Raw genomic sequence first — 20,910 nt, 5'->3', positions numbered from 1 at the left:
TGTTTTAAATTTATTACTACTCCACCAGGCGATGTAATGCCTGTAGTTTTTATTTTATTGTAAATGTCTTGTCGGTCTCCATAAACGATTCCCTTCCGGTTTTCAAATTGCGCAGGAGCACACCAACCTTATAATCCCCTTTTTCAAGAACTGATTTATCAAGTTTCACGTTGAAACCTGCCATATCGTACCTGAACTTATTATTATAAGCTGCAGTTACATCGGGTCTCAAAACTATTTTGGTTTCTATTGCAAATTTATGCTCTTTCAGCATAATTACCACTTTTATTTCATTATCGTCAGAATGTGCATCTTTAAAAGCAGTCCAACCGCCTAGGGTAACTTCCGTATCTGATACATCAAAGCCATCAATATTCCCCATCTGCCCGTTCATTGGCGGCAGCTTTGCCAACGGGACTGGTGTTACTTTCTTTTTAACCTCGCCCATGCCACCCAATCCTGCAAACGTCCAGTTGCCTGAAGCATCCTTTATGGCAAGACCTATGACATAATCACTGTTTTCCAGCCCCTCTGTAAATACTGAAGCATTAAATCCTGAACTTTCAAGATTTTCCTTACTGAATGCCTGAATAATGTCGGGTCTTTTCACCTGACCAGTACGAGCTATATGAGTCTTATTTCCAGAGGTTACGGTTACAAAAATCGAATCTCCCTTATTGTTTGACTTTCCATTCAAAAATGCCCATCCTTTTATCCTGAAATTTCTTTCTTTCACGACGATTTCCTCAATATTCATCTTTATCTTATTGTCCAATATAGCAGGCTTTTCAATTACTTTTATAAAATTGGAACGATTGTAAATATTTTGCAGTGAGTCAATCTTCTTTACAGCATCGGCAGATTTATGTGTAGCCCCGGCCTTGAGCCTGCTCTTAGCATACAGCAGGTAATAACCGTCTATATAGTCAATTTCAAAATTCTTATTGCGCAGTATTGCGCCAAAAGAGCCGATGTACTGTGGTGTGGTAATATAGATTTCATTATCACTCAAAGCGTCACTATCTATTGCGGCTGTAAGCGAGTCGGTGTAGGCTTTATAAAGTTTATAAGGTTCTCTTGCCGAATATCCAAGGCTTATGGCCTTGCGGTTTTCCATTGCCAGATATGATAGATCCTGATAGTCCATTTGATTCAACAAATGATTATTGAACGGCGGATAGGTAACCATCCTGTCAAACGCCGGGATAATGGCATTCCACTTTGCTTCATCAAGCGGTATGTCATAGGTGCCGGGTTTCGGATCACGCATAACGTAAATTGCCTTGGTGTCATAAAACTGCAGGGCCACCAATGCTGTCAATACCGAAGCTTTTGCCCAATCAGGGAATTTACTCCTCATAAAAAGCACAAGCGCCGAAATAAAAATGAAGTAGTATAGTATCCATATAAACCTCCCGGATGCCCTGAAGGTTCCGCCTAATTTCAACAAAAAGTCCGGCAATGGCACCTCAAACAGCACCTTGTCGCCATAGGTTACCTTATTAGTTATGGCAAACAGTGTTACCGCCGCTACCAAAAGGTATAGCGGCAGGAGATCCTTCCTCCTGAGCACCGTCATTAGCCTGCGGGTAGCAATGAGATAAATTGCCACCAACACAATGAGTATAATAAGGCCCATACCAAGATATAAATATCCTTCATACTGCATGGGGCTTACCCACGGCAGCTCCGGCAGGAACCTCGAAAAGCCGCCACCATTGAAAAAGCAGTTGAGGTTAAAGGCATATAGCCCGTAGCCGTTTTTTACTGCAAGATTTGTCTCACCGTTAAATCCTATCATGCCAATGATAAACCACAGCACCAAAGATCCAAGGACAGAAACTGCTGCGTAGCTGATGAACTTTTTAAGCGGAATGAGCCTGTCAAATTTCCAGTGCTTTAATGGCAAGATGATGCCAAATCCAAGCACCATGAGCCACATATAAGGGTTTATAAGCGAACTGAGGAGTATTATACTTATCTGTCCCTTATTGATGCTATATACATTGTCCGCATTGGCAGGCCTAAGGTAATAATAAAAAGATGCTATTATGAGCCAATGGGCGCAAAGCGCCGGATGCAGCATGCGATAATAGATGATGGGATTGTAGGCAATGAACAAAACCGCTATAATGCCATATATACCCTTCAACTTGTACAAGCTGAATATTTTTAGTGTGTAATGTGCTGCCGCTAAATGACAAAACAGCAACCACATTCCAAAATACTGGAAGTTTTCGGGCAGTGCAAATGAGAACAGTTTGAAAAATACTGCCAGCAGCGGTATGGAATCTGTAAAGCCAACATTGGTACCCGCAGGGTAACAGTAGGACTCAATATTTCCCAACGGGAACGTCCAGCCTTCACCTCTGTAAAAGGCCCAGCCTAGATAATGTGTTCCCCAGTCATGGCGGGCATCCATCAACCAGCCGGTGTTTGCAGGATTTACTATTTCAAACCCGTAGCTCAGGTAGAAAATGACCAACCCCAGCACTACCGTGAGTGCATAATATAATTTATGTTTTTGCATAATTCCTAAACAATATTAGCAATTCCTTAAAAATCTTGAAACCATCCTTCCAGTTAAGTTTTGACCCTTCAACATCTCTCCATTCATTAAGAGGCATTTCCTTACCACGCTCCATCAGCCCGGCTTTTTTGAGCCTCAGGAAAACCTCTACATCAAAAAGCCAGGATGTAAGGAACGGCCTGTCAAAAGCTTTGCCCGCTATCGCAACAGGGAACAGTTTGGCCCCGCACTGTGTATCATATACACCCAGCGTAAATTTAAAATTTATAATCGTAACAATTATCCTCCCGATGTAGTGCCGGTAGGGCTTGCGCTCTATTTTTGAATTGAGCAGCACTATCCTGGATCCCAATATGAATTTTTCAGGGTATTTGGCAACCTCATCCAACATCCTTAGTATTTCGTGCGGAGGAGTGGAAAAGTCAGCATCAAAATAACCTATATGCGTATATTCACCTTTTGCCAAAATATCATTTACCGACTTGAATATGGTGTTTGCCTTGCCGGAGTTCTTTTTATAGTCCAGCACAAAAATGCGCCCCCCGGACTTTGCTGCTATTGAGGATATAAGCTCGGGTGTACCATCCCTGCTGCCATCGTTTGCCAGATACAAGTCAGCCCCCGGCCAATCAAGCAGCCGGTTCAGGAATTCCTCCCGGATCCTTTTCTCCTCATTGTAGCACGGAATGATTATCGCTATTTTTTGCATAGGCAGTAGCATGAAAGCCCCGGGATGATGATACCCGCCTTTTTAAGCAGCAGGCTTATCCTGAAATCAATATCCAAAACACTGTTTATCAGTTTGGTCTTCGTTTTTCCGCCTTCCCAGTTATCAATAGATTCGTCTTTTTTCTTTTTAAAGAGCTTTTCCACCCATCGCAATGCAAGCAGGGAGGTAAAATAATATCCCCTATTTTTTATTGTAAAGCCTTTGTTTTTAAGCATCTTTTCAAACTGGCTTAACGTGTAGCGCCTGTAATGGCCCAAAAGCACATCATGCGACGAAAAAACCGACTGGAATGCCGGTACCGAGAAAAAGTAATGGCAATTGGTATTCCGCGGGTCAAGATGGTCCAGTATTATGCTTTCGTCTTCGAGGTGTTCCAGCACATCCATACATAAAAACAGTGTTTTTAGCCCGGCATCATGCTGCCTGTTGTATTCTTCAAGATCATGTACATACTGCACACCGCTATCATTGTAGTTTTCCTTCAGCTGGCCTATCACCTCCTGAGTGTAGGCTGTATCAATGGCAAAATACTCACGTGCAAGATTTTCTCCCATAAGTGAATTGATCACAAACGCATCTCCACCGCCAATGTCCACTACCCGGTCAACCGGAAAACTGATGCCTGAACTTCGTAAAAAAGTTTTCAGGACATTTACCCTTGAGGTTTCCCAAGGATGCCTTAAATATGATGCTTTATCCCTTAATCGGGAAAATTCCGATATATCCATACCTGTAATTTGTTCAGGGCTTACTAATGTGCGTAAAACTATACATTATTATTTGCCCGAAAATATATTTAAAAAACGTTCCTCCGGCCTTTTCTATTTTTGCTTAAAATCACCTCTCGAAAAATACTTTTCCACAAAACAGTACATCAGGATAAAAAAGTAGCGGCTGCCCATTTCTTTTATCTTAAGCTTTGATACGCCATACTTCCTGTTGGTCCACGAGTTGGGCACCACAGTATAGGTGTAGCCCCGTATGATGGCCTTCAGCGGCAATTCAATTGTAAGGTTAAAATGTGGTGCCAGTATAGGCTTTACGCCTTCTATCACTTCCTTTTTATACAGTTTGAATGCGTTGGTCGTATCGTTATATTTGATGCCCATCACCATCCTTATGATAAAGTTGGCCATCCTGTTAATTACCTTTTTCACAAAAGGATAATCCACCAGCTTGCCCCCTTTCATAAACCGGCTCCCGAAAACACAGTCATAATTGCCTTCAAGCATAGTGGTATAAAACCGGATCAGGTCATACGGCGAGTCCGAAAGGTCAGCCATCATTACCGCCACGCAATCGCCCGAAAAGCGTTCCAGTCCATAGCGAACGGCATACCCAAAGCCGTTCGGCCCAAGGTTGGTCGCATACGTAACCGAAGGAAAACGCTGCGAAAGGCTTTCCAGCACCTGCAAAGTGTTGTCTTTCGAGTTATCGTTAACCACAAATATTTCGTGCTCTATATTCACCTTTTCAAAAGCGGCCTCGATGCCTTCGATGGTCTCCGTAATCGATTCTTCCTCGTTATATGCCGGTATTACTATGCTTAATTTCATTCGCTATCCCTCAAAGATAATCCGCCTATCGTTTAGACATGTTTTCGTGTATCTGCACCAATATGTCGTTAATGTTATATTTCCAGGTCCACTCCGGATAATGCGCCTTGAATTTAGAAACATCGCTTATCCACCAGATATGGTCGCCTATGCGATTGGTTTCAGAATATTCGTAATTCATAGGCTTTCCGGTAATGGCCTCACACATCTCAATCGCTTCGGCCATAGAGCAGTTGCTGTGCCTTCCGCCACCGGCATTATATACCTCGCCGGCACGAGGGTTTTGATAAAAATGCCAAAACATGTTCACCAGGTCCCAGCTGTGTATGTTGTCCCTCACCTGCTTTCCACGGTAGCCGAATATAGTATATTTATCGCCCGTAATGGCACATTTCATGAGGTAGGAGAGAAAACCGTGCAACTGTGTGCCGGAGTGGTTGGGACCAGTAAGGCATCCTCCGCGGAATACTCCCGTTTTCATCCCGAAGTACTGGCCATACTCCTGTACCAACACATCAGCAGCCACCTTGGATGCACCAAAGAGCGAGTGCTTCGTCTGGTCGATGCTCATATGCTCATCAATCCCTTCTTTATAGTACGGATGGCCCTCATCTATTTCCCATCGTTTTTCCTTTTCAACCAGCGGCAGGTAATTAGGCGTATCACCATAGACTTTATTTGTTGATGTGAATATGAAAACCGCCTCAGGGCAATGCTTCCTGTTCATCTCCAATAGGTTGAGTGTGCCATTGGCGTTAACGGTAAAATCCATTATTGGGTCATTAGCGGCCCAGTCGTGGCTTGGCTGTGCTGCGGTGTGCACCACGAGCTTTATGTTAGTACCATACTGCGCGAACAACTTTTGAAGCGCTTCATTATCACGAATGTCAATGGCATGGTGTTCAAAGTTGGGGACAGAGTCCACCAGCCTTTTGGTATTCCATTCCGTAGAGGCATTCTCCCCAAAGAAGACCTGGCGCATGTTGTTGTCTATGCCTATTACCTTATCAAATTTTGAAGCGAAAAACATTACTGATTCGCTTCCGATGAGCCCTGATGAGCCCGTAACTATACATATCTGCATTATTACTGCATTATTTTATTGTGTATTCCCTAACCCTTATCTTGTCTTTAAAATCATCACCCGTAGGCCTGATCTTGTAATACTTCACCTGCTTTATTTTATCTACTGTATCCTTCTTCATAAGTCCTTCAAAATCCTGTGTACTTTGAATGTGCCTTGTGCAAAAAATGCCGGTTTGAAGCAGCGGTACTGATGTTTTGTAATCTTTCTTGCCATTGGTCATATCGCGTATTTCGAGCTTAACAGCAGGTGCATGCGTGAGTATGCCTTCTATTTTTGCGCCAAGGTTTTTGTAAAGCTCAACTTCATAATACACCCCTTCCTTAGGTACTATGGGGGAATCAAGCAGCATGGCATATTCCTTAACCAATTCTAGCTGTACCGGTTTTGCATCCTTCTTTTTCTGCAGCACCAAAAAACGTGTGCCGTGCAAATCAAAAGCATCTACCTGTATGTAATTTTTCAAAAAGGCCAAATGTATTTTAGGCTCATCAAAAAGCAAGTACCTGTCATCTACATTCAGCTCAGGATAAGCATATAGTACAAACTCCGGTGCCTTGTCTGAATTGTAATGTGCAAAATTAAGGTCCTCCAAATATTTAGTATAAGAAACATAGGTTTGCATTACCGGCCTCGGGCTGTAATTCAGCTTGTTTTCCAAAAGCATATATGCGTTCCATGGGTACATGTCTACGGTACTGTTACCTATTTTACTCTTCACCGTAGACGGTATTTGATTGTTATTTGGATGTATCAGAAGGCCTGATTCAGGAGTAAAATCAGCCATTCCTTTAAAGTAGCCCGATTTATTCCATTTGTTCTCAAATGCAAAAAAATTACCCTGCCCCAACTTCACCCCGGCATACGCAACCGGTACAAAAAGCAATAGTGCAACCGGCAAACCCCATTTTTTCCTTTCTCCTCCCTGGAAAACGCAAATGCATAAAATCATCAAGGTAGCGCATTTGAAGAATTCAAGCATATGGCCAAGGTCGGCTCTTACAAATCCCTGCTTGTAGATAACGAACAGACCCGCCGAACACAGGAAAAGTATAACCAGTCCTTTGTATAATTCATCCCAATGGGAAAATATGCCTTTTTTCCATAGAAGCCTGTAGGCCACTGCACCGGTAAGCAATAGCATGAAAAATACTGCCAATAATGTCATTTGCCCAATCAATGGATCTTCAAGGTACATGATCTCGTTATGCCCGGAAACCATATTTACAGCCGAAACCAAATAGCCTTTCAATGAAATATTTAATACCTGTGCTAAAATGACAGACAGGACAACCGGTAGCAGAGCATAAAGAATAACCCGGATGCGATTGTCTTTCCTGAAAAAGAAAATATAAGATAACGAAGCATAGTAGAAGACAAAGGATGTAAGCCCTGTATTCAGCTTAATTAAGAAAAGCATGCATAAAATCAAAGATTGGAGCAGGTAATATACCCAGTTTGGCTTTTCCATATTTTGCCGAAGCCAGAAAATAAGGAGCAAACTCCATACCAACGCATTAACACCTCCAATACGTGCAGGGGTAATCAATACTACCGCTACTATTATAAAAGCAGCAAGCAACTTGTCTGGCGATTTTTTGTATGTAATGAAAAATACCGCAAAGAGGTTAAGGAAGTAAAAAATGTCGTAGGCTATGAAGGCATATTTGCTACAGCCCCAGCCAAACCGTGTGGCAAGATAAAACAGTGGGCCATAAGTAAAGTTAAAATCCTCTCCCCAGGTTACACCAATGTTCTTTGCATGGTTAAGTGCTATTACCCATGAAGCATCAACGGAACTAAACATATATTCCTCAGCAGGAAGAGGTCCCAATGGGATTTGGAATATCGGTGACAAAAGCATGAAAGCGCCAACAAGCGCCAATACTAATCCAATTAAGTTAGTCCTGTCCGAAAAGAAATTTTTTAGGGCGCTCATATTGTATTATTTCAGGATGGTTTCCAGTTGCTTTTCGTTTTCTTTTATCCAGTTGTAAATATCGGTGAATACCGTTTCAACTGTTCTTTTCGGGGCCCACCCCGTAGCAGCGGTAATGGCAGCATTATCGGTAATATACATCCGCAGGTCAGCCGGCCGTGTCTCCTTTTCAGAGGCAATGGCTATCGTGTTGCCCGTTATCTTTTCGCATATCGCTGTCATTTCAAGCAGCGAAGCACTGTTTTCCAAACCTCCGCCGGCATTAAATGTAGTTCCTTCAAACCTTTCAATATCATGTATCTGTAGGTCGATAAGGTCAATAAGGTCATCTACATGCAGTATATCCCTTACCTGCTTGCCCGTGCCGCCATAACCTATGTATTTTAGTGACTGTCCCCAGTAATGCTTGGCCATCCATAAAGTTACGACACCCTGGTCCGTCTTTCCCATCTGTCGCGGCCCCGCTATAACACCAAAGCGTGTTATGGCTGCCTTAAGTCCGTAAAACGCCGCATACTCCTGAATGAACAGCTCAGAGGATAATTTGGTAGTACCATAGAAAGATCGTGCGCCGTCAAGGTTCAGTTTTTCCGATATCCCTTTTTCAGACAGTCCCGGTTCGTTTTGCCCTGCGGCAAATGAAAAACGTGTAGCCTCTTCTGTAAAAGCGGCTTTTTCGATCGTTTCAATCGGGTATACCCTGCTCGTAGATAGAAAAATCAGTTTTGCCTTGTGTTTCAGGCAGGCATTAAAGCAATGTATTGACCCAAAAAGGTTATTGTTTATAACATATGTCGGGTCAGAGTCCAGCCCTGCCATTACGGATGGTTCTGCCGATGCCTCTACAAGCACATCAAATACACCTACAGATGCAATGTCTTCAGGATTGCGAATGTCGCCGTGTACGAACTCTATTCCTGCATCGCGCAAATCGGAAAGGTTAAGTTCCGACCCGCGCCTTTTCAGGTTATCAAAAGCGATGATGCTGTAAGACGGGTATTTCTTCTTTAGGCTGATGCCTAAAGAAGACCCTACAAATCCTGCGCCACCGGTTATAAGTATTTTCATTGTCTTGCTGTGTTGTCGGCTAATGACTGCTGCCAGTCAGGTATTTCAATGCCAAAGGCTTTTTTAATTTTGCTCTTATCCATCACGCTGTACTCCGGCCTTTTAGCCGGCGTAGGGTAAGCGCTTGTAGGAATCCGGCGTAAATCTATGGTAATATTGTTTACCTCAAATATTTTTTTTGCAAAATCATACCAGGTACCCTCGCCTTCATTGCTATAGTGATATATGCCGTATTCCTCAATTCCGCTCGATATCATCTGTACCAGCGCAGCAGCAAGGTCATTCGCATTGGTGGGCGTACCCTTCTGGTCGTCTACTACACTTATCGAGTCGCGCTCGCCGGCCAGGCGTATCATGGTTTTCATAAAATTGTTGCCATACTCCGAATACAGCCACGATGTCCTGATAATAAAATGCTCCGGCAATATATTCTGAATTTCCAGTTCGCCCTGAAGCTTGGTCAGCCCATATACTCCTTGTGGATTGGTTTCGTCCTTTTCTGTATACGGTGACTTCTTTTGCCCTTCAAACACAAAATCGGTAGAGATGTGCAGTAGTGTAGTTCTATATTCTTTACAAACTTCCGCAAGGTTTGTAGCACCTTCAGCATTAATGCTGTGTGCTTTTTCAGGCTCGCTTTCGGCCTTATCTACTGCGGTATAAGCCGCAGCATTGATGCAAAAGTCAGGTTTTATCTTTTTAAAAATTGCATTCAGGCTTTCCTTATTGGTAATGTCTGCCTCCTGTGAGCCTGCAAAATAAAACTTCAGGTTTTTTTCATGCTTTGGCACAAGGGCCTGCAGTGCCTGCCCCAGCTGTCCGTTTCCGCCTGTTACCAAGACTACCATGCCGCCCTGCTGTTTTGGAGGTTTGGCAATACGGTATCCTTTTCAGAGATGATGAAATCCTCCTCACCCATGCCCCAATCGATGCCTATAGCAGTGTCGTTGTATATGATGCCGCCTTCCGACTCTTTATTATAAAAGTTGTCGCACTTGTAGAAGAAAACCGCTGTTTCACTCAGTACTAAAAACCCGTGTGCAAACCCACGAGGTACATACAGCTGCCTTTGGTTTTCACCAGAAAGCACTACAGCAACGTGCTGGCCGTATGTTTTCGATCCCGGCCTTATATCGACCGCCACATCCAGCACCTCACCTTTCAGCACACGCACCAGCTTGGCCTGCGCATGCTCACCGGTTTGGTAATGCAGCCCGCGCAATACGCCTTTGGCAGAAAAAGACTGGTTATCCTGCACAAAATGCACGCGTTTACCGGTGCCGGCCTCAAACTTGTTCTCATTGAAGCTTTCCATAAAATAGCCCCTGCCATCATTAATAATGGTCGGGTCAATTATAAAGCAGCCAGCCAGCTTGGTGGGTGTAAAGGTCATCTTATGATATTAAGCTTAGTAAATGCTTGCCGTAACCGCTTTTCAGCAAAGGTTGGGCAAGGTTCTTTAATTCTTCAGCGGTAATAAAGCCCATATTGTAGGCAGCCTCTTCTATGGCGCCAATCTTAAGGCCCTGGCGCTCTTCTATTACCTGTACAAATTGCCCGGCCTGCATGAGGGAGTTAAAAGTACCGGTATCCAGCCATGCCGTGCCTCGGTCCAGTATGCTCACTTTCAGCCTTCCGCGCTCCAGGTATTCGCGGTTCACATCGGTTATCTCCAGCTCACCGCGATGGCTTGGCTTTATGTTGGCAGCAATCTCAACCACGTCGTTGTCGTAAAAATAAATGCCCGGCACCGCATAGTTCGATTTCGGGTGTTCCGGCTTTTCTTCAATAGAAAGCACTTTGCCGTCCGGGTCAAAATCAACCACGCCATAGCGCTCAGGGTCATGCACGTGGTAGGCATATATGATGCCTCCTTCAGGGTCGTTGTTCGACTGTAGCAGCGCAGAAAGGCCGGTGCCGTAAAAAATGTTATCTCCCAGTATCAGGGCAACTTTATCACTCCCTATAAACTCTTTGCCAATGATGAATGCCTCGGCCAACCCATTTGGGTGTTCCTGAACGGCATATTCAAAGCGGCATCCCAGCCTGCTCCCATCCCCCAGCAATTGCCGGAACAGTGGCAGGTCATGCGGTGTAGATATTATCAGGATTTCCCTTATCCCACTCCATAACAGGGTAGACAATGGGTAATATATCATTGGTTTGTCATATATGGGCATCAGCTGCTTGCTTACCGCCAGCGTTAGCGGGTGCAGCCTCGTGCCCGATCCTCCTGCGAGTATGATTCCTTTCATTGCTCTTTAGCTTAATTTGTCCAAATACCATTCAATGGTCTTCACTATGCCGGTCTCAAAGTTTTCGTTGGCTTTCCAACCCAAATCGCTTTCAATTTTTGTCGCGTCTATTGCATAGCGCAAATCGTGGCCGGGCCTGTCTTTTACAAACGCTATCTGGTCGCTGTAGCTCCCTTCGGCCTTTGGCTTCATCTTGTCCATAAATCCGCATATAGTGTGGGCAATATACAGGTTGTTGCGCTCGTTCCTGCCTCCTATGTTATAGGTTTCCCCTGCCTTGCCCTTTTTGTATACCAGCTCAATGCCGGTGCAGTGATCCAGCACATACAGCCAGTCACGCACGTTCTCACCTTTACCGTAAATAGGGATGTTTTCGCCTGCCAGCGCCTTGCGGATAATCGTCGGGATCAATTTTTCAATATGCTGTTTTGGGCCGTAGTTGTTAGAGCAGTTAGTAGTCACTACATTCATGCCATAAGTATGGTAGTAACTCCTCACTATCATATCGCTCGATGCCTTGCTGGCACTGTACGGGCTATTGGGGGCATAGGGCGTTTCTTCGGTAAAAAGCCCCTCTGCGCCAAGCGTGCCATATACCTCATCGGTAGAGATGTGATGGAAACGGCAATCTTCATAACCGCCACGGTATTGTTGAGGAGCGCTCATCCAGTGGTTCCGTGCAGCATCCAGAAGGTTGAAGGTACCCAATACATTTGTGCGTACAAAGGCTTCCGGTCCCGATATGGAGTTGTCCACGTGCGACTCTGCCGCAAAGTGGATCACGCCCCTGAAATCGTATTCGGTAAACAGCCTGTTGATGAACTCCCTGTCGCAAATATCACCTTCCACGAATTTATAATTTTCAGCACCCTCAATTTCCGTAAGGTTGTCCAGTGTTCCTGCATAAGTCAGTTTGTCCAGGTTCACAACAAAGTATTCCGGGTTGTTAGCCAGGAAATGTACAATAAAGTTCGACCCGATAAAGCCTGCGCCTCCGGTTATCAAAAGTGATTTTTTCATTCGGTAATAACAATTTTTCTTTTTTCAGTCTGGCTTCTGTAATAAGACCTCAGCATAGCGAAAATAACAAATATTATAAAGAACAGTACAGGAATTATGAACTTCATCCTTCCCGCAACCGCATTTTTGCTTTTTTCATTCAGCATCACGCCACGTTCCTTAATTATATCAGTATAATCGGTCTTACTAAGGCGTAATTTCCCCTGTTCCATTACAAGCATATTTTTAAAATGCATCATGGCGGCCACATCAGTAGTCTCATTGTAGTAAACCGAGCTTCCTGAAGGCTTCCTGCCTGCGTCGGTAAGATAGTCAATAACCCTGTCCACCTGTTTTATTGACGAATCGTTAGATACCAATTTAAGATTTACGTTATTGATGTATTCGGCCTGTTTTTGTTTAAAGTAAGGGTTCGAATTCAGATAGGCCATAACCGGCTCAACAATTTGCGATTGCTTCGCCTTGTCTTTGGAGGTAATCGTAATAAGGTGATTTTCATAGTTCTTACTGGTTATCGGATCGGTAAGGACATCTTTCATACTGCCGTTTTCGGCAATAAGCTCGAAAATGGCCAGTTTCCTGTCCCTGTCTTCTTTCTGCTCGCCTTCCGTTTTGTTCATGAAGTTATAAATATCAACCACAGGCTCGATTTCTATTTTGGCGATCTGTTTCGGATGGGCAATTCCAATGCTTTTCAGGAACACCGTATCATGCTGCTTTATTTTCACTTCAATCTCATCAACAGCTTCGTACAAGTAGTCTACACTCTCAAAATTGGGATGTACAATGACCTTTTGTGAATACAGTTTTGGGCCGCTGTCCATGTAAAAGCCAAGCGCTGAGCCAATAATCACTATAATCGCAATGACTATGATATTCCGCTTTACAAATATTATCCAGTCAAAAAATGAGTCATTTACACGCGTAAAATAACCCTTAACTTTTGCTGATACCTGCCCCAGGTCAATTTCGCTGTTCGGGTCGTTATGGATTTGGTTTGCCATAATTTATTTTATGTTGAATATTTGTTCCAAAATCTTGATAGTAATGAGGTAAGTAGGCTTCACTCCTGTTGTGCCAAGCCCTCCCGAAGCCAGCGTACTGCCCGTTTCCAGCGGGTTATCCGATGCGTAGTAAGCATAGCGTACCTTAACATCAGGGTTAATGCTTTTTCGAATTTTTGATGCCGACTGTATCGCCTTCTGGTAGTATGCGCCTTCCATCTCGAGGCCTATAACGCCCCAGGTAGACTGGTTGAAAAACTTGAGAAGGTCCTTGTTTTGCAATGATGTACCCAGTACAGTAACCATCGGGCCGCTGTATACCGGTATGCCCTCGCCTTCAAACATAACAGCGGTAAGCTCGTTCTCAAACGGATAGTTGTCGCCTGTACCTTCATTAATATGGGCTGAAGGTATCATGATGTCACCCTTATTCCCTTCTAATATCCCTGCTTTACCCATGATCGAAACCGACTCCACATTTACCAGTGTGCGAAGGTCGCCCTCGCGGAACGGTTTGAGCAACTCATCAATAGTTTCGTAGGCCTGTTCTCCAAAGGCATAGTCCATAACCACAATAACAGGCATGTCTTTGGCCAGTTTGGCGCCTGGAAAAGCTGTTTTGGCAAAATCTATTTTGGCGGTATCAAATATCTGTACGTCAATGTTGGTGCCTGAGGTGTCCGGCATGGCGATCATGCCGTGCTTCAGGGCCAGTTCCTCAATTTTTGACCTCATCGCGCCATTTCCCGATTTGCTCAGTTCTTCGTAAATGAAATACTCATCCTTATCCTTGAATTTGTTTTTGAACATCGGCACGGCAAACAGTGAATTCATTACGCTGTGCATGTTGGCGCTGATGATGTGTATCGGCCTTTCCAGCAATCCGTTCTGCTTGAGTATGTTCTTGATGTTGTTCGCCCATATCTCCCCGTGTATGTGGTGGCCCAGCCTTTCGCGCAGTATCGGGCTAAAGGTAATGGTGCGCTTAGGCCCGCCCATAGCTTCCTCAATGGCAAGCCTGCCAAGATGGTAGATCACGTGAAGGAACCTGTCCGGCGATGTTGGTGTAGCAAAGGCATCATAAATGTCGATGATCTCGGCAAAGGTCCTGCCCAGTACATTCGACACGTGCGATATGGCTTTTTCACGCTCTTCCAGCGTCAGTTTCTTTTCCTGGCTTATGGCCTGCTCCAGCTTTACCCAGTCGCGGGCTATTTCGCCGTTATCATCTATAAGTACCCTGTCCTTTATCTTATGCGATTCGATGAAGATAAAGGTAAGGTGCGTCATGATGTCATAAATATCTGATCGCCCACGGGTTATTTCCACGTTCATCTGCTCCTCGTCTATGCGATAGCAATTGCGCCTCCTTTTTGGCGGAACGATGGCTTTAAAGTGCGATTTGGAATAACCCTCATCCGAAGTAAGATTGATAAAGCGGCATTCCTCAATACCCACCGGAAGGCGCTCTATAACATACAGCAGCCCGTTCAGTTCGGCTTTTTCCTCGGCTATGGAGCCGTATATTTCCGGGCGCAGGGACAGCAATGCTTCCCTTAAAGTATCACCCGATATGCCCATCGGTTTATAAAAACCCCTGTTAAACAGGTGGCGCATGGTTATGTACAGGCGCTCAATGGCCGCGGAAGATTCCTGTGCCCTGGAGCGTGTTATGTTTTTAATCGATTGCATTTTGTTTGTTTTGTGGCAAATGTAAGTTATATTATTTTATGCCCATTTATAATTCCATTTTGCTGAATAGTATTAATCAAAACTTGGATTTCTATTGGCTTAGCCCAATTTCGATGTATCATTCTATGACAATTTGAACAAACTGGAATTAAATTTTTCATTGCTTGTTCGATTGTAGTATTGATATCTTGCTCTTCGTATTTAAAAATTGGTTTAGTATGATGAATCTCTATAAATCCTTTACCACAGTCAATGCCGTAAAAATCTTCAAAATTAAAGGAACAACAATTACAACTTATACGTCCATCCTGAGAAAAATAGTCAATCGCATAGCCACGTAGCTTTTTTGATCGCTCATATACCGACCTTTCAGTATAAATTTTTAGCCCTTCCGAGATAATTATATTTTCATCAAAAGTTTCAATTTTTTTACCTTTTTCAATTGACTTTAAATTTTCTTTTATATCAACATAGTCGAAATCGTTCGATAATAAATATTTTAATCCGGGCTTATTTTGTTCCAGATATATTTTGCCTTTATCAGTAATAAAAAAAGGACTGCCAGATTTGGATTCTCGTTGAATAAATCCATTTTTTACAAATGATCTAGTTTTAGCCGTTAAATTTCTTACTATTTGTGAGAAGTAATCGTCATTTCTATTGGCTAATAACTCCAAGTCTTCCCCCGATGGCTTGAGAATTGTTCGTAGTAAATTGGATAACTGTGTTGTATTGAGTTTACCATTATTCATACTAATAAGGTATAATGCTGGAAGCCTTAAATCTTCTTCAAATATTCTTTCGTTCATTAGTAATTTTTTATTAATAGGTGTTCAACATCTTTGTCATTTCTGTTCATAAAACTGACTAAGTATTTTTTATCAAATGATTGAATATTTAAATTTCTATTGGAATATAGGCTAAGTATAAAGTCAGTATTTTTAATTATCATCATCCATTTTGCAGGACTATTATAGAGGCAGTTTGCCAATCTTTCCTGATCTGTTCGGGTAAACTCATTTTGAGCATATGTACTAAACTCGCTATCGTATGGTGGGTCTAAAAAGATAAAATCATTTTCCGTAGGTTGATGTAGATTAAAGAAATCTTCAAAGTCTAAATTTTCAATAGTAGTATTGTCTAACAAAGACTTCAATTCTTCGGACTGTAAATACTCAATCTTCTTACTATAATTTTTTCGGTTATAAGCAATGCCCCCATACGGGACATTAAATTCGCCCTTGGAATTATATCTAAACATTCCACTATAAGCAAAATTCCTTATAAACAAGAAAATTGCTGACTGGAATGCAGGTTGGATATTATACTTCGTTGTATTATTATAAATATGCCTAAAGTGCATGTAAAACGCACTTTTTAACGCCGTTTCAATATTATCAAGAATGTCATTGTTTGGCAATTTCGATTTTAATTGCTCTAATTCTTTCATTCTCTTTATCTTTCGGATAAGATTTACCTTTATTTCCTTTATAAAATTTTCAATATTAAAATTGAAAATAGTAGAGAACATTCCATTAAATTGTTCCGCATTTCTTAGTATGAATTCAAATAATATATCTTTTAATTTAGTTTCTGATATTTCATTTTCAGAAAACCTCTTATAAGTTGTTATGAAAAAATCCCTGTTATTTTGAGTTACAATAGTAAGTAAATCCCAATTATGGATAATTTCATTGGTAATATGAAAAAATGTTTTTCTATTATTGTTTGTCAAGCTTTTATATAAAGATATTAGTTCTTCAGATTTATCATTTATATAATAAGTATTTGCCTCTAACGAAGTGTAAACAGCTCCGCCACCGACAAAAGGTTCATAGTAATTCTCAAACTTTTCGGGTAAATTAGGAATTATATATTTAAGTTCCTGCTCCTTACCGCCTGCCCATTTAAGTATAGGGTAAAGCTTTCTTGCTTGGGTATAATTATTTATCCCTAGGCCAAGTTGTGAATATGTTGCAACCGGTTCCTGAAGAGTATTTTTCATTGAGAAATAAATTATATGCTAAAATAGGCTTTTCTTGTTATTTATTTAACGCATCCGCAATCTTCCTGTCATTGCTCAGCCTTGGGAGCTTATTTTGCCCGCCCAGTTTACCTATGGATTTCATGTACTCCTTAAAACCGTCCTTCCCTACCGGGGTAATGACAAGCGTACGCAGCACCTTCCCTACTATCAGGTCGTCGTAGTATACATTCTGCTTCCGCATGGCCGCGTCTATCTTCAGGGCAAAGGCATCTATGTCTGTTGGAGCTTTTTCAAACTCTATGAACCATTCGTGGTAGGGCAATCCTTCCGAAGGCGTTATCTGCGGGGCAACGGTAAACTCGTTCACACTCACATCGGTCCCTTCCATGGCTTCGTTCAGGGCGCTTTCCACCTCTTTGCCTATCACGTGCTCGCCAAACGCCGAGATGTAATGCTTTATCCTGCCGGTAACAATTACGCGGTACGGGCCCAGTGAAGTGAACGCAACGGTATCGCCAATATTGTAGGCCCACAAGCCTGCATTAGTAGAAATGATCAAAACATAATTTATGTCCAGTTCCACTTCGCCTATGGTGTAACGCTTCGGGTTTCCGGTATAGAACTCATCGGCTTTTATGAACTCATAGAATATCCCTGCGTTAAGCAGCAACAGCATACCCTTTTCCTTTTGCGAATCCTGATAGGCAAAAAAACCTTCAGAAGCCGGAAACAGCTCAATGCTGTCCACCTTGCGGCCTATGAGGTTCTCAAATTTCGCCCGGTAGGGTTCATAGTTCACGCCTCCATATATAAAAAGGTTGAAGTTCTTAAAGATATCACCCACCTTTTTTCCTTCCTTCTGCTGTAGTTTTTCAAAGTACATTTGCACCCAGGACGGTATGCCCGATATTACCTGCATGTCTTCATTATAGGTTTCCTCTACAATGGCATCCACCTTTGTTTCCCAATTTTCGATGGTATTGGTCTCCCAGCCTGGCATGCGGTTCTTTTGCAGATAGGCCGGAACATAGTGCGCCACAATACCCGAAAGACGGCCCAGCTTAATGCCGTTTTTCTCGTCCAATTCAGGGCTGCCTTGCAGGAAAATCATTTTACCGTCTACAAAATCGGACTTCCCTGTTTCATGGATATAAGCGAGTATAGCATTGCGTGCTGCCCGGATGTGGAATGGCATCGACTCTTTCGTCAGCGGAATATATTTCGCCCCCGATGTAGTGCCCGATGTCTTCGCAAAATATAATGGCTTACCGGGCCACAGAATCCCCTCCCCCCCTTTCACAACACGATCCACATAGTTTTTCAGGGCCTCATAATCGCGTACGGGGACTTTAGCCGCAAAATCTGTGAAAGAATTGATGTTGCCAAAATCATGGTCTTTACCAAAAGCAGTATTCGATGCCTTTCCGATAAGCTCACGGAAAACCTTCTGCTGAGCCTCCACAGGATTAGCGGCCCATTTTTGGGTCTTATTGTGGATGATGCCTGCGAAGATCTTTGCTGCTAAGGATTTAATGGACATGGTTGGTTTCGGGTTTTGGGTTCAGGGTTTCGGGTTGCTTTACTCCTGTTCGCTAAGGCATTTCGTTGAATTTGCTTTTGATGGCTTTTTCGGTTGTGATGAACATATAAAACGCCGACAGCACTATCAGCGCCAAGCCTATACTAACGTTTACTGTGGTGGGCAGGTCAAAAAAATAGCCTGTAAACGAAAGCGCTATCAGGCCCATGGCTGCTTTGAACATTTGCTTTGTAGAATAGTGCTGTGCAAAATCCCATCGCTCCTGCGTTTTCATCGATGCCGGCGTACGATAGCCGTACAGGTAATTTATCTCTTTGGGAGGAAAGAAATGCATAATCGCAGATGCTACAAGGAATACAACCCCGCACATCAGCGAAACAAAAAATATATTATCTACAAATTCCTCCATAACTATTCAAAATCAATGAATTGTGTTGGGTTTATAGGGTAGCCGTCCTTCCAAAGTTCGAAGTGCAGGTGTACCCCGGTAGACTGGGAGCCTGTAGATCCTGCCAACGCAATTACTTCGCCTGACTTTACGATATCGCCCTGCTCCTTAGTAAGCGATGCCGCATGCTTATATACCGAAATTATGCCGTCATTGTGCCTCAGCACGATCACGTTTCCGTTGGTTGGTGTCCAGTCGGCCAGGATCACTGTTCCTGCGGCAATGGATTTTATTGGCGTGTCTTTTGCCAGGGCAATATCTACCGCATAGTGTTTTGCCTTAGCATTATAATTTTCGGTAATATGGCCTTTTACCGGTGCAAAAAGCACCAGGCTCACTTTTGGCTTAGCGGTTTCAAACAAATTATACTTGTCTTCCTTTGCTACTTGTTCACGCAATTTCAGGTCGGCTTTGGAGGGTTGCATCTCCTCATCGGTAAGGGCCGGCTGATCGCCCGGAACTATAGAGTCGCGGCTTAGTTTAGTATGGTCGAGGTCGCCTGTGAGCACTCGTTTTATCGAGGCGAGGTAGGCGCTGTTTTCATTAATGACTTTTTGCAGGGAGTCGGATCGCAGTGCATTCGCTGTAGCTTCGCGTTTCAATTTGGTTGACGCATAACCGGGAATATATTCGCGAAGTGGAGTGAAGGCTATGATATAAGTCGTAAGGGCAATCATAACAATGCTTATGGAAGTGATGGCCACGAATACATTCATAAGGTTGAGCCTCAATGAAAACAGCTCTTCAAACGAGTCTTCATTAAGTATCACGAGGCGGTTCTTGGTGAACAGCTTTTTTTTGATCAATTGCCTTTTAAGCCTTTTTGCCGACATAACAACCGTTTAATTGACAAATATACTAATCCTGCGGCATAATGCCTTTTATAAGGCTAACAATTGCCTTTTTGATATGACGGCTAAAAATATTTTATTTAGTGCAAACCATTATCAAAAATTTGACGTAAATAGTTTTTGTAATGCATTTATACATAACTTTGCAGGATAATTAAAACTTGTTGTCATGGGAAAATTTGGTTTAACAGAGATTCTTGTCATATTGGTAATCGTGGTGTTGCTGTTTGGGGGTAAAAAGATCCCTGAGCTTATGAAAGGATTGGGTACCGGTATCAAAGAATTCAAGAACGCTGCTAAAGACGGAGACCAGCCTGCGGCATCTAAAAAGCCTACGCAGGAAGAAAATAAACTGTAATTACCGAAAGGTTTTTATAAAAGAACCCCTCTGAAAGATCTTCGAAGGGGTTTTTTGTTATCCGTAAATTATATCCCCTCAAAACAATAATCCGGATTTTTCTGCGTAATGCTATATACCAAGCTTTATATCTTTAATAATGAATCAGAAGATACTGTTTTTGATGATTTCTGCAATTTTCTATATTACACCTGTATACAGGCCGGCATCTAACGAAAATTACATACTTACATCTAAAAAAGGCAAAGAAATTGAAGAAGACGGGAAAAAATTTTTAGCGATTCCCGTTACCCTTACTAATACTTCTAAAGATACCCTGGCTTATTATACAATGTCCTGCTCATGGCAGGACTTTTATGTTATAGATAATGAACTCCTGAAAATAGAGCAGGTTCCCTGTGAAAGCAATATCTATGTTCCGGAAAAAGTAGCGCCCGGAAAAAGCACTACTGTGATACTACGATTGGAAAAACCCGTTTTGACAGGGAGAATCAAATTCAGGACAGGATTAAATATTGTACCCTATTCTGCAAAAGAAAAGTTTAACCGTGAAATGTTCCGTTCCAAAAAGAATATCATTTGGTCTAACGAAGTAACGATGAAGGTAAAATAGCGACACCGGATCAAAAAGCATCTGCAACGCAGGAAGAAAATAAACTGTAATTACCGAAAGGTTTTTATAAACAAAATCCCTCTATGTCCAATTCATAGAGGGATTTTTTATGTATGTGTCTCGTCCTGAAAAAAGTTGACTAATAAATGTCAATATTATGAAAAAGCAGGATTCTAAGGGGACAGGTTTATCCCCGAGTATTAGGTACAGTGAAGCCTTTAAACGAGCTGTTGTC

20 protein-coding genes are annotated in these 20,910 nt (G+C 42.6%); 2 read left to right on the top strand and 18 right to left on the bottom strand.

Going from position 1 to position 20,910, the window contains the following annotated elements; all coding sequences use genetic code 11:
• Nucleotides 1-49: 49 nt before the first annotated feature.
• From OGH69_RS09255 to OGH69_RS09170, 18 genes are all read right to left on the bottom strand, one after another.
• Entirely contained in the window at nt 50-2,530 is a 2,481-nt protein-coding gene (locus OGH69_RS09255; RefSeq protein WP_265174179.1) for a DUF6311 domain-containing protein, read from the bottom strand.
• On the bottom strand, nt 2,517-3,239 hold the full coding sequence (locus OGH69_RS09250; protein WP_265174178.1) for a glycosyltransferase: 723 nt from the start codon (nt 3,237-3,239) through the stop codon (nt 2,517-2,519). The genes OGH69_RS09255 and OGH69_RS09250 overlap by 14 nt, the downstream gene beginning before the upstream one ends.
• Complete coding sequence (locus tag OGH69_RS09245; RefSeq protein ID WP_265174177.1) at nt 3,227-3,988, bottom strand: class I SAM-dependent methyltransferase; 762 nt, start codon at nt 3,986-3,988, stop codon at nt 3,227-3,229. The genes OGH69_RS09250 and OGH69_RS09245 overlap by 13 nt, the downstream gene beginning before the upstream one ends.
• Before the next feature lie 93 nt (nt 3,989-4,081).
• Entirely contained in the window at nt 4,082-4,816 is a 735-nt protein-coding gene (locus OGH69_RS09240) for a glycosyltransferase family 2 protein (protein WP_265174176.1), read from the bottom strand.
• Between the two features lie 25 nt (nt 4,817-4,841).
• Nucleotides 4,842-5,900 carry an NAD-dependent epimerase/dehydratase family protein gene (locus OGH69_RS09235; protein WP_265174175.1) on the bottom strand — a complete coding sequence of 353 codons (1,059 nt, stop codon included), beginning with the start codon at nt 5,898-5,900 and terminating at the stop codon, nt 4,842-4,844.
• A gap of 10 nt (nt 5,901-5,910) precedes the next feature.
• Nucleotides 5,911-7,839, bottom strand: a complete 1,929-nt coding sequence (locus OGH69_RS09230) for a hypothetical protein (protein ID WP_265174174.1) — start codon at nt 7,837-7,839, stop codon at nt 5,911-5,913.
• A gap of 6 nt (nt 7,840-7,845) precedes the next feature.
• Complete coding sequence (locus OGH69_RS09225) at nt 7,846-8,907, bottom strand: NAD-dependent epimerase/dehydratase family protein (RefSeq protein WP_265174173.1); 1,062 nt, start codon at nt 8,905-8,907, stop codon at nt 7,846-7,848.
• Nucleotides 8,904-9,755 (bottom strand): dTDP-4-dehydrorhamnose reductase, encoded by an 852-nt coding sequence (gene rfbD / locus OGH69_RS09220; protein ID WP_265174172.1) that lies wholly within the window; start codon nt 9,753-9,755, stop codon nt 8,904-8,906. Before rfbD ends, OGH69_RS09225 begins: the two co-directional genes overlap by 4 nt.
• The gene (gene rfbC / locus OGH69_RS09215) at nt 9,749-10,300 is read right to left on the bottom strand and encodes a dTDP-4-dehydrorhamnose 3,5-epimerase (RefSeq protein ID WP_265174171.1); all 552 of its coding nucleotides are present in this window, start codon (nt 10,298-10,300) and stop codon (nt 9,749-9,751) included. The genes rfbD and rfbC overlap by 7 nt, the downstream gene beginning before the upstream one ends.
• 1 nt (nt 10,301) lies before the next feature.
• Nucleotides 10,302-11,162, bottom strand: coding sequence for a glucose-1-phosphate thymidylyltransferase RfbA (gene rfbA, locus OGH69_RS09210; protein ID WP_265174170.1), 861 nt, complete (start codon nt 11,160-11,162; stop codon nt 10,302-10,304).
• A gap of 6 nt (nt 11,163-11,168) precedes the next feature.
• Complete coding sequence (gene rfbB, locus OGH69_RS09205) at nt 11,169-12,182, bottom strand: dTDP-glucose 4,6-dehydratase (protein WP_265174169.1); 1,014 nt, start codon at nt 12,180-12,182, stop codon at nt 11,169-11,171.
• Nucleotides 12,179-13,186, bottom strand: a complete 1,008-nt coding sequence (locus tag OGH69_RS09200; RefSeq protein ID WP_265174168.1) for a hypothetical protein — start codon at nt 13,184-13,186, stop codon at nt 12,179-12,181. Before OGH69_RS09200 ends, rfbB begins: the two co-directional genes overlap by 4 nt.
• A gap of 3 nt (nt 13,187-13,189) precedes the next feature.
• A complete protein-coding gene (locus OGH69_RS09195) occupies nt 13,190-14,878 on the bottom strand; it encodes a DUF6909 family protein (protein ID WP_265174167.1) in 1,689 nt (562 codons plus the stop codon).
• A gap of 26 nt (nt 14,879-14,904) precedes the next feature.
• Nucleotides 14,905-15,687, bottom strand: a complete 783-nt coding sequence (locus OGH69_RS09190; protein ID WP_265174166.1) for an HNH endonuclease — start codon at nt 15,685-15,687, stop codon at nt 14,905-14,907.
• Nucleotides 15,687-16,883 carry a DNA adenine methylase gene (locus OGH69_RS09185; protein WP_265174165.1) on the bottom strand — a complete coding sequence of 399 codons (1,197 nt, stop codon included), beginning with the start codon at nt 16,881-16,883 and terminating at the stop codon, nt 15,687-15,689. The genes OGH69_RS09190 and OGH69_RS09185 overlap by 1 nt, the downstream gene beginning before the upstream one ends.
• Before the next feature lie 37 nt (nt 16,884-16,920).
• A complete protein-coding gene (locus OGH69_RS09180) occupies nt 16,921-18,405 on the bottom strand; it encodes a GH3 family acyl-acid amido synthetase (protein ID WP_265174164.1) in 1,485 nt (494 codons plus the stop codon).
• Between the two features lie 52 nt (nt 18,406-18,457).
• Nucleotides 18,458-18,814, bottom strand: coding sequence for an SdpI family protein (locus tag OGH69_RS09175; protein WP_265174163.1), 357 nt, complete (start codon nt 18,812-18,814; stop codon nt 18,458-18,460).
• Between the two features lie 2 nt (nt 18,815-18,816).
• A complete protein-coding gene (locus OGH69_RS09170; protein WP_265174162.1) occupies nt 18,817-19,686 on the bottom strand; it encodes a M23 family metallopeptidase in 870 nt (289 codons plus the stop codon).
• A gap of 187 nt (nt 19,687-19,873) precedes the next feature.
• Here OGH69_RS09170 and tatA point away from each other — a divergent pair, with 187 nt between their 5' ends.
• Both tatA and OGH69_RS09160 read left to right on the top strand, forming a co-directional pair.
• Nucleotides 19,874-20,062: a twin-arginine translocase TatA/TatE family subunit gene (gene tatA, locus OGH69_RS09165; protein ID WP_265174161.1), complete on the top strand. Its 189-nt coding sequence runs from the start codon at nt 19,874-19,876 to the stop codon at nt 20,060-20,062.
• 139 nt (nt 20,063-20,201) lie between these two features.
• Nucleotides 20,202-20,675 carry a hypothetical protein gene (locus OGH69_RS09160; protein ID WP_265174160.1) on the top strand — a complete coding sequence of 158 codons (474 nt, stop codon included), beginning with the start codon at nt 20,202-20,204 and terminating at the stop codon, nt 20,673-20,675.
• The last annotated feature ends 235 nt before the right edge of the window (nt 20,676-20,910 follow it).

Origin of the sequence: Flavobacterium sp. MFBS3-15, assembly GCF_026107645.2 — a bacterium.
Classification (GTDB): domain Bacteria; phylum Bacteroidota; class Bacteroidia; order Flavobacteriales; family Flavobacteriaceae; genus Flavobacterium.
This window is presented reverse-complemented; position numbering and strand designations above follow the sequence as displayed.

Excerpts from the sequence above, each read along its gene's own strand:
- OGH69_RS09225 (WP_265174173.1), bottom strand. The coding sequence starts at position 8,907 with ATGAAAATACTTATAACCGGTGGCGCAGGATTTGTAGGGTCTTCTTTA.
- OGH69_RS09170 (WP_265174162.1), bottom strand. The coding sequence starts at position 19,686 with ATGTCGGCAAAAAGGCTTAAAAGGCAATTGATCAAAAAAAAGCTGTTC.
- OGH69_RS09175 (WP_265174163.1), bottom strand. The coding sequence starts at position 18,814 with ATGGAGGAATTTGTAGATAATATATTTTTTGTTTCGCTGATGTGCGGG.
- OGH69_RS09195 (WP_265174167.1), bottom strand. The coding sequence starts at position 14,878 with ATGCAATCGATTAAAAACATAACACGCTCCAGGGCACAGGAATCTTCC.
- OGH69_RS09180 (WP_265174164.1), bottom strand. The coding sequence starts at position 18,405 with ATGTCCATTAAATCCTTAGCAGCAAAGATCTTCGCAGGCATCATCCAC.
- rfbA (WP_265174170.1), bottom strand. The coding sequence starts at position 11,162 with ATGAAAGGAATCATACTCGCAGGAGGATCGGGCACGAGGCTGCACCCG.
- OGH69_RS09200 (WP_265174168.1), bottom strand. The coding sequence starts at position 13,186 with ATGGCAAACCAAATCCATAACGACCCGAACAGCGAAATTGACCTGGGG.
- OGH69_RS09190 (WP_265174166.1), bottom strand. The coding sequence starts at position 15,687 with ATGAACGAAAGAATATTTGAAGAAGATTTAAGGCTTCCAGCATTATAC.
- OGH69_RS09235 (WP_265174175.1), bottom strand. The coding sequence starts at position 5,900 with ATGCAGATATGTATAGTTACGGGCTCATCAGGGCTCATCGGAAGCGAA.
- OGH69_RS09250 (WP_265174178.1), bottom strand. The coding sequence starts at position 3,239 with ATGCAAAAAATAGCGATAATCATTCCGTGCTACAATGAGGAGAAAAGG.
- OGH69_RS09255 (WP_265174179.1), bottom strand. The coding sequence starts at position 2,530 with ATGCAAAAACATAAATTATATTATGCACTCACGGTAGTGCTGGGGTTG.
- rfbC (WP_265174171.1), bottom strand. The coding sequence starts at position 10,300 with ATGACCTTTACACCCACCAAGCTGGCTGGCTGCTTTATAATTGACCCG.
- OGH69_RS09230 (WP_265174174.1), bottom strand. The coding sequence starts at position 7,839 with ATGAGCGCCCTAAAAAATTTCTTTTCGGACAGGACTAACTTAATTGGA.
- OGH69_RS09160 (WP_265174160.1), top strand. The coding sequence starts at position 20,202 with ATGAATCAGAAGATACTGTTTTTGATGATTTCTGCAATTTTCTATATT.
- rfbD (WP_265174172.1), bottom strand. The coding sequence starts at position 9,755 with ATGGTAGTCTTGGTAACAGGCGGAAACGGACAGCTGGGGCAGGCACTG.
- rfbB (WP_265174169.1), bottom strand. The coding sequence starts at position 12,182 with ATGAAAAAATCACTTTTGATAACCGGAGGCGCAGGCTTTATCGGGTCG.
- tatA (WP_265174161.1), top strand. The coding sequence starts at position 19,874 with ATGGGAAAATTTGGTTTAACAGAGATTCTTGTCATATTGGTAATCGTG.
- OGH69_RS09185 (WP_265174165.1), bottom strand. The coding sequence starts at position 16,883 with ATGAAAAATACTCTTCAGGAACCGGTTGCAACATATTCACAACTTGGC.
- OGH69_RS09240 (WP_265174176.1), bottom strand. The coding sequence starts at position 4,816 with ATGAAATTAAGCATAGTAATACCGGCATATAACGAGGAAGAATCGATT.
- OGH69_RS09245 (WP_265174177.1), bottom strand. The coding sequence starts at position 3,988 with ATGGATATATCGGAATTTTCCCGATTAAGGGATAAAGCATCATATTTA.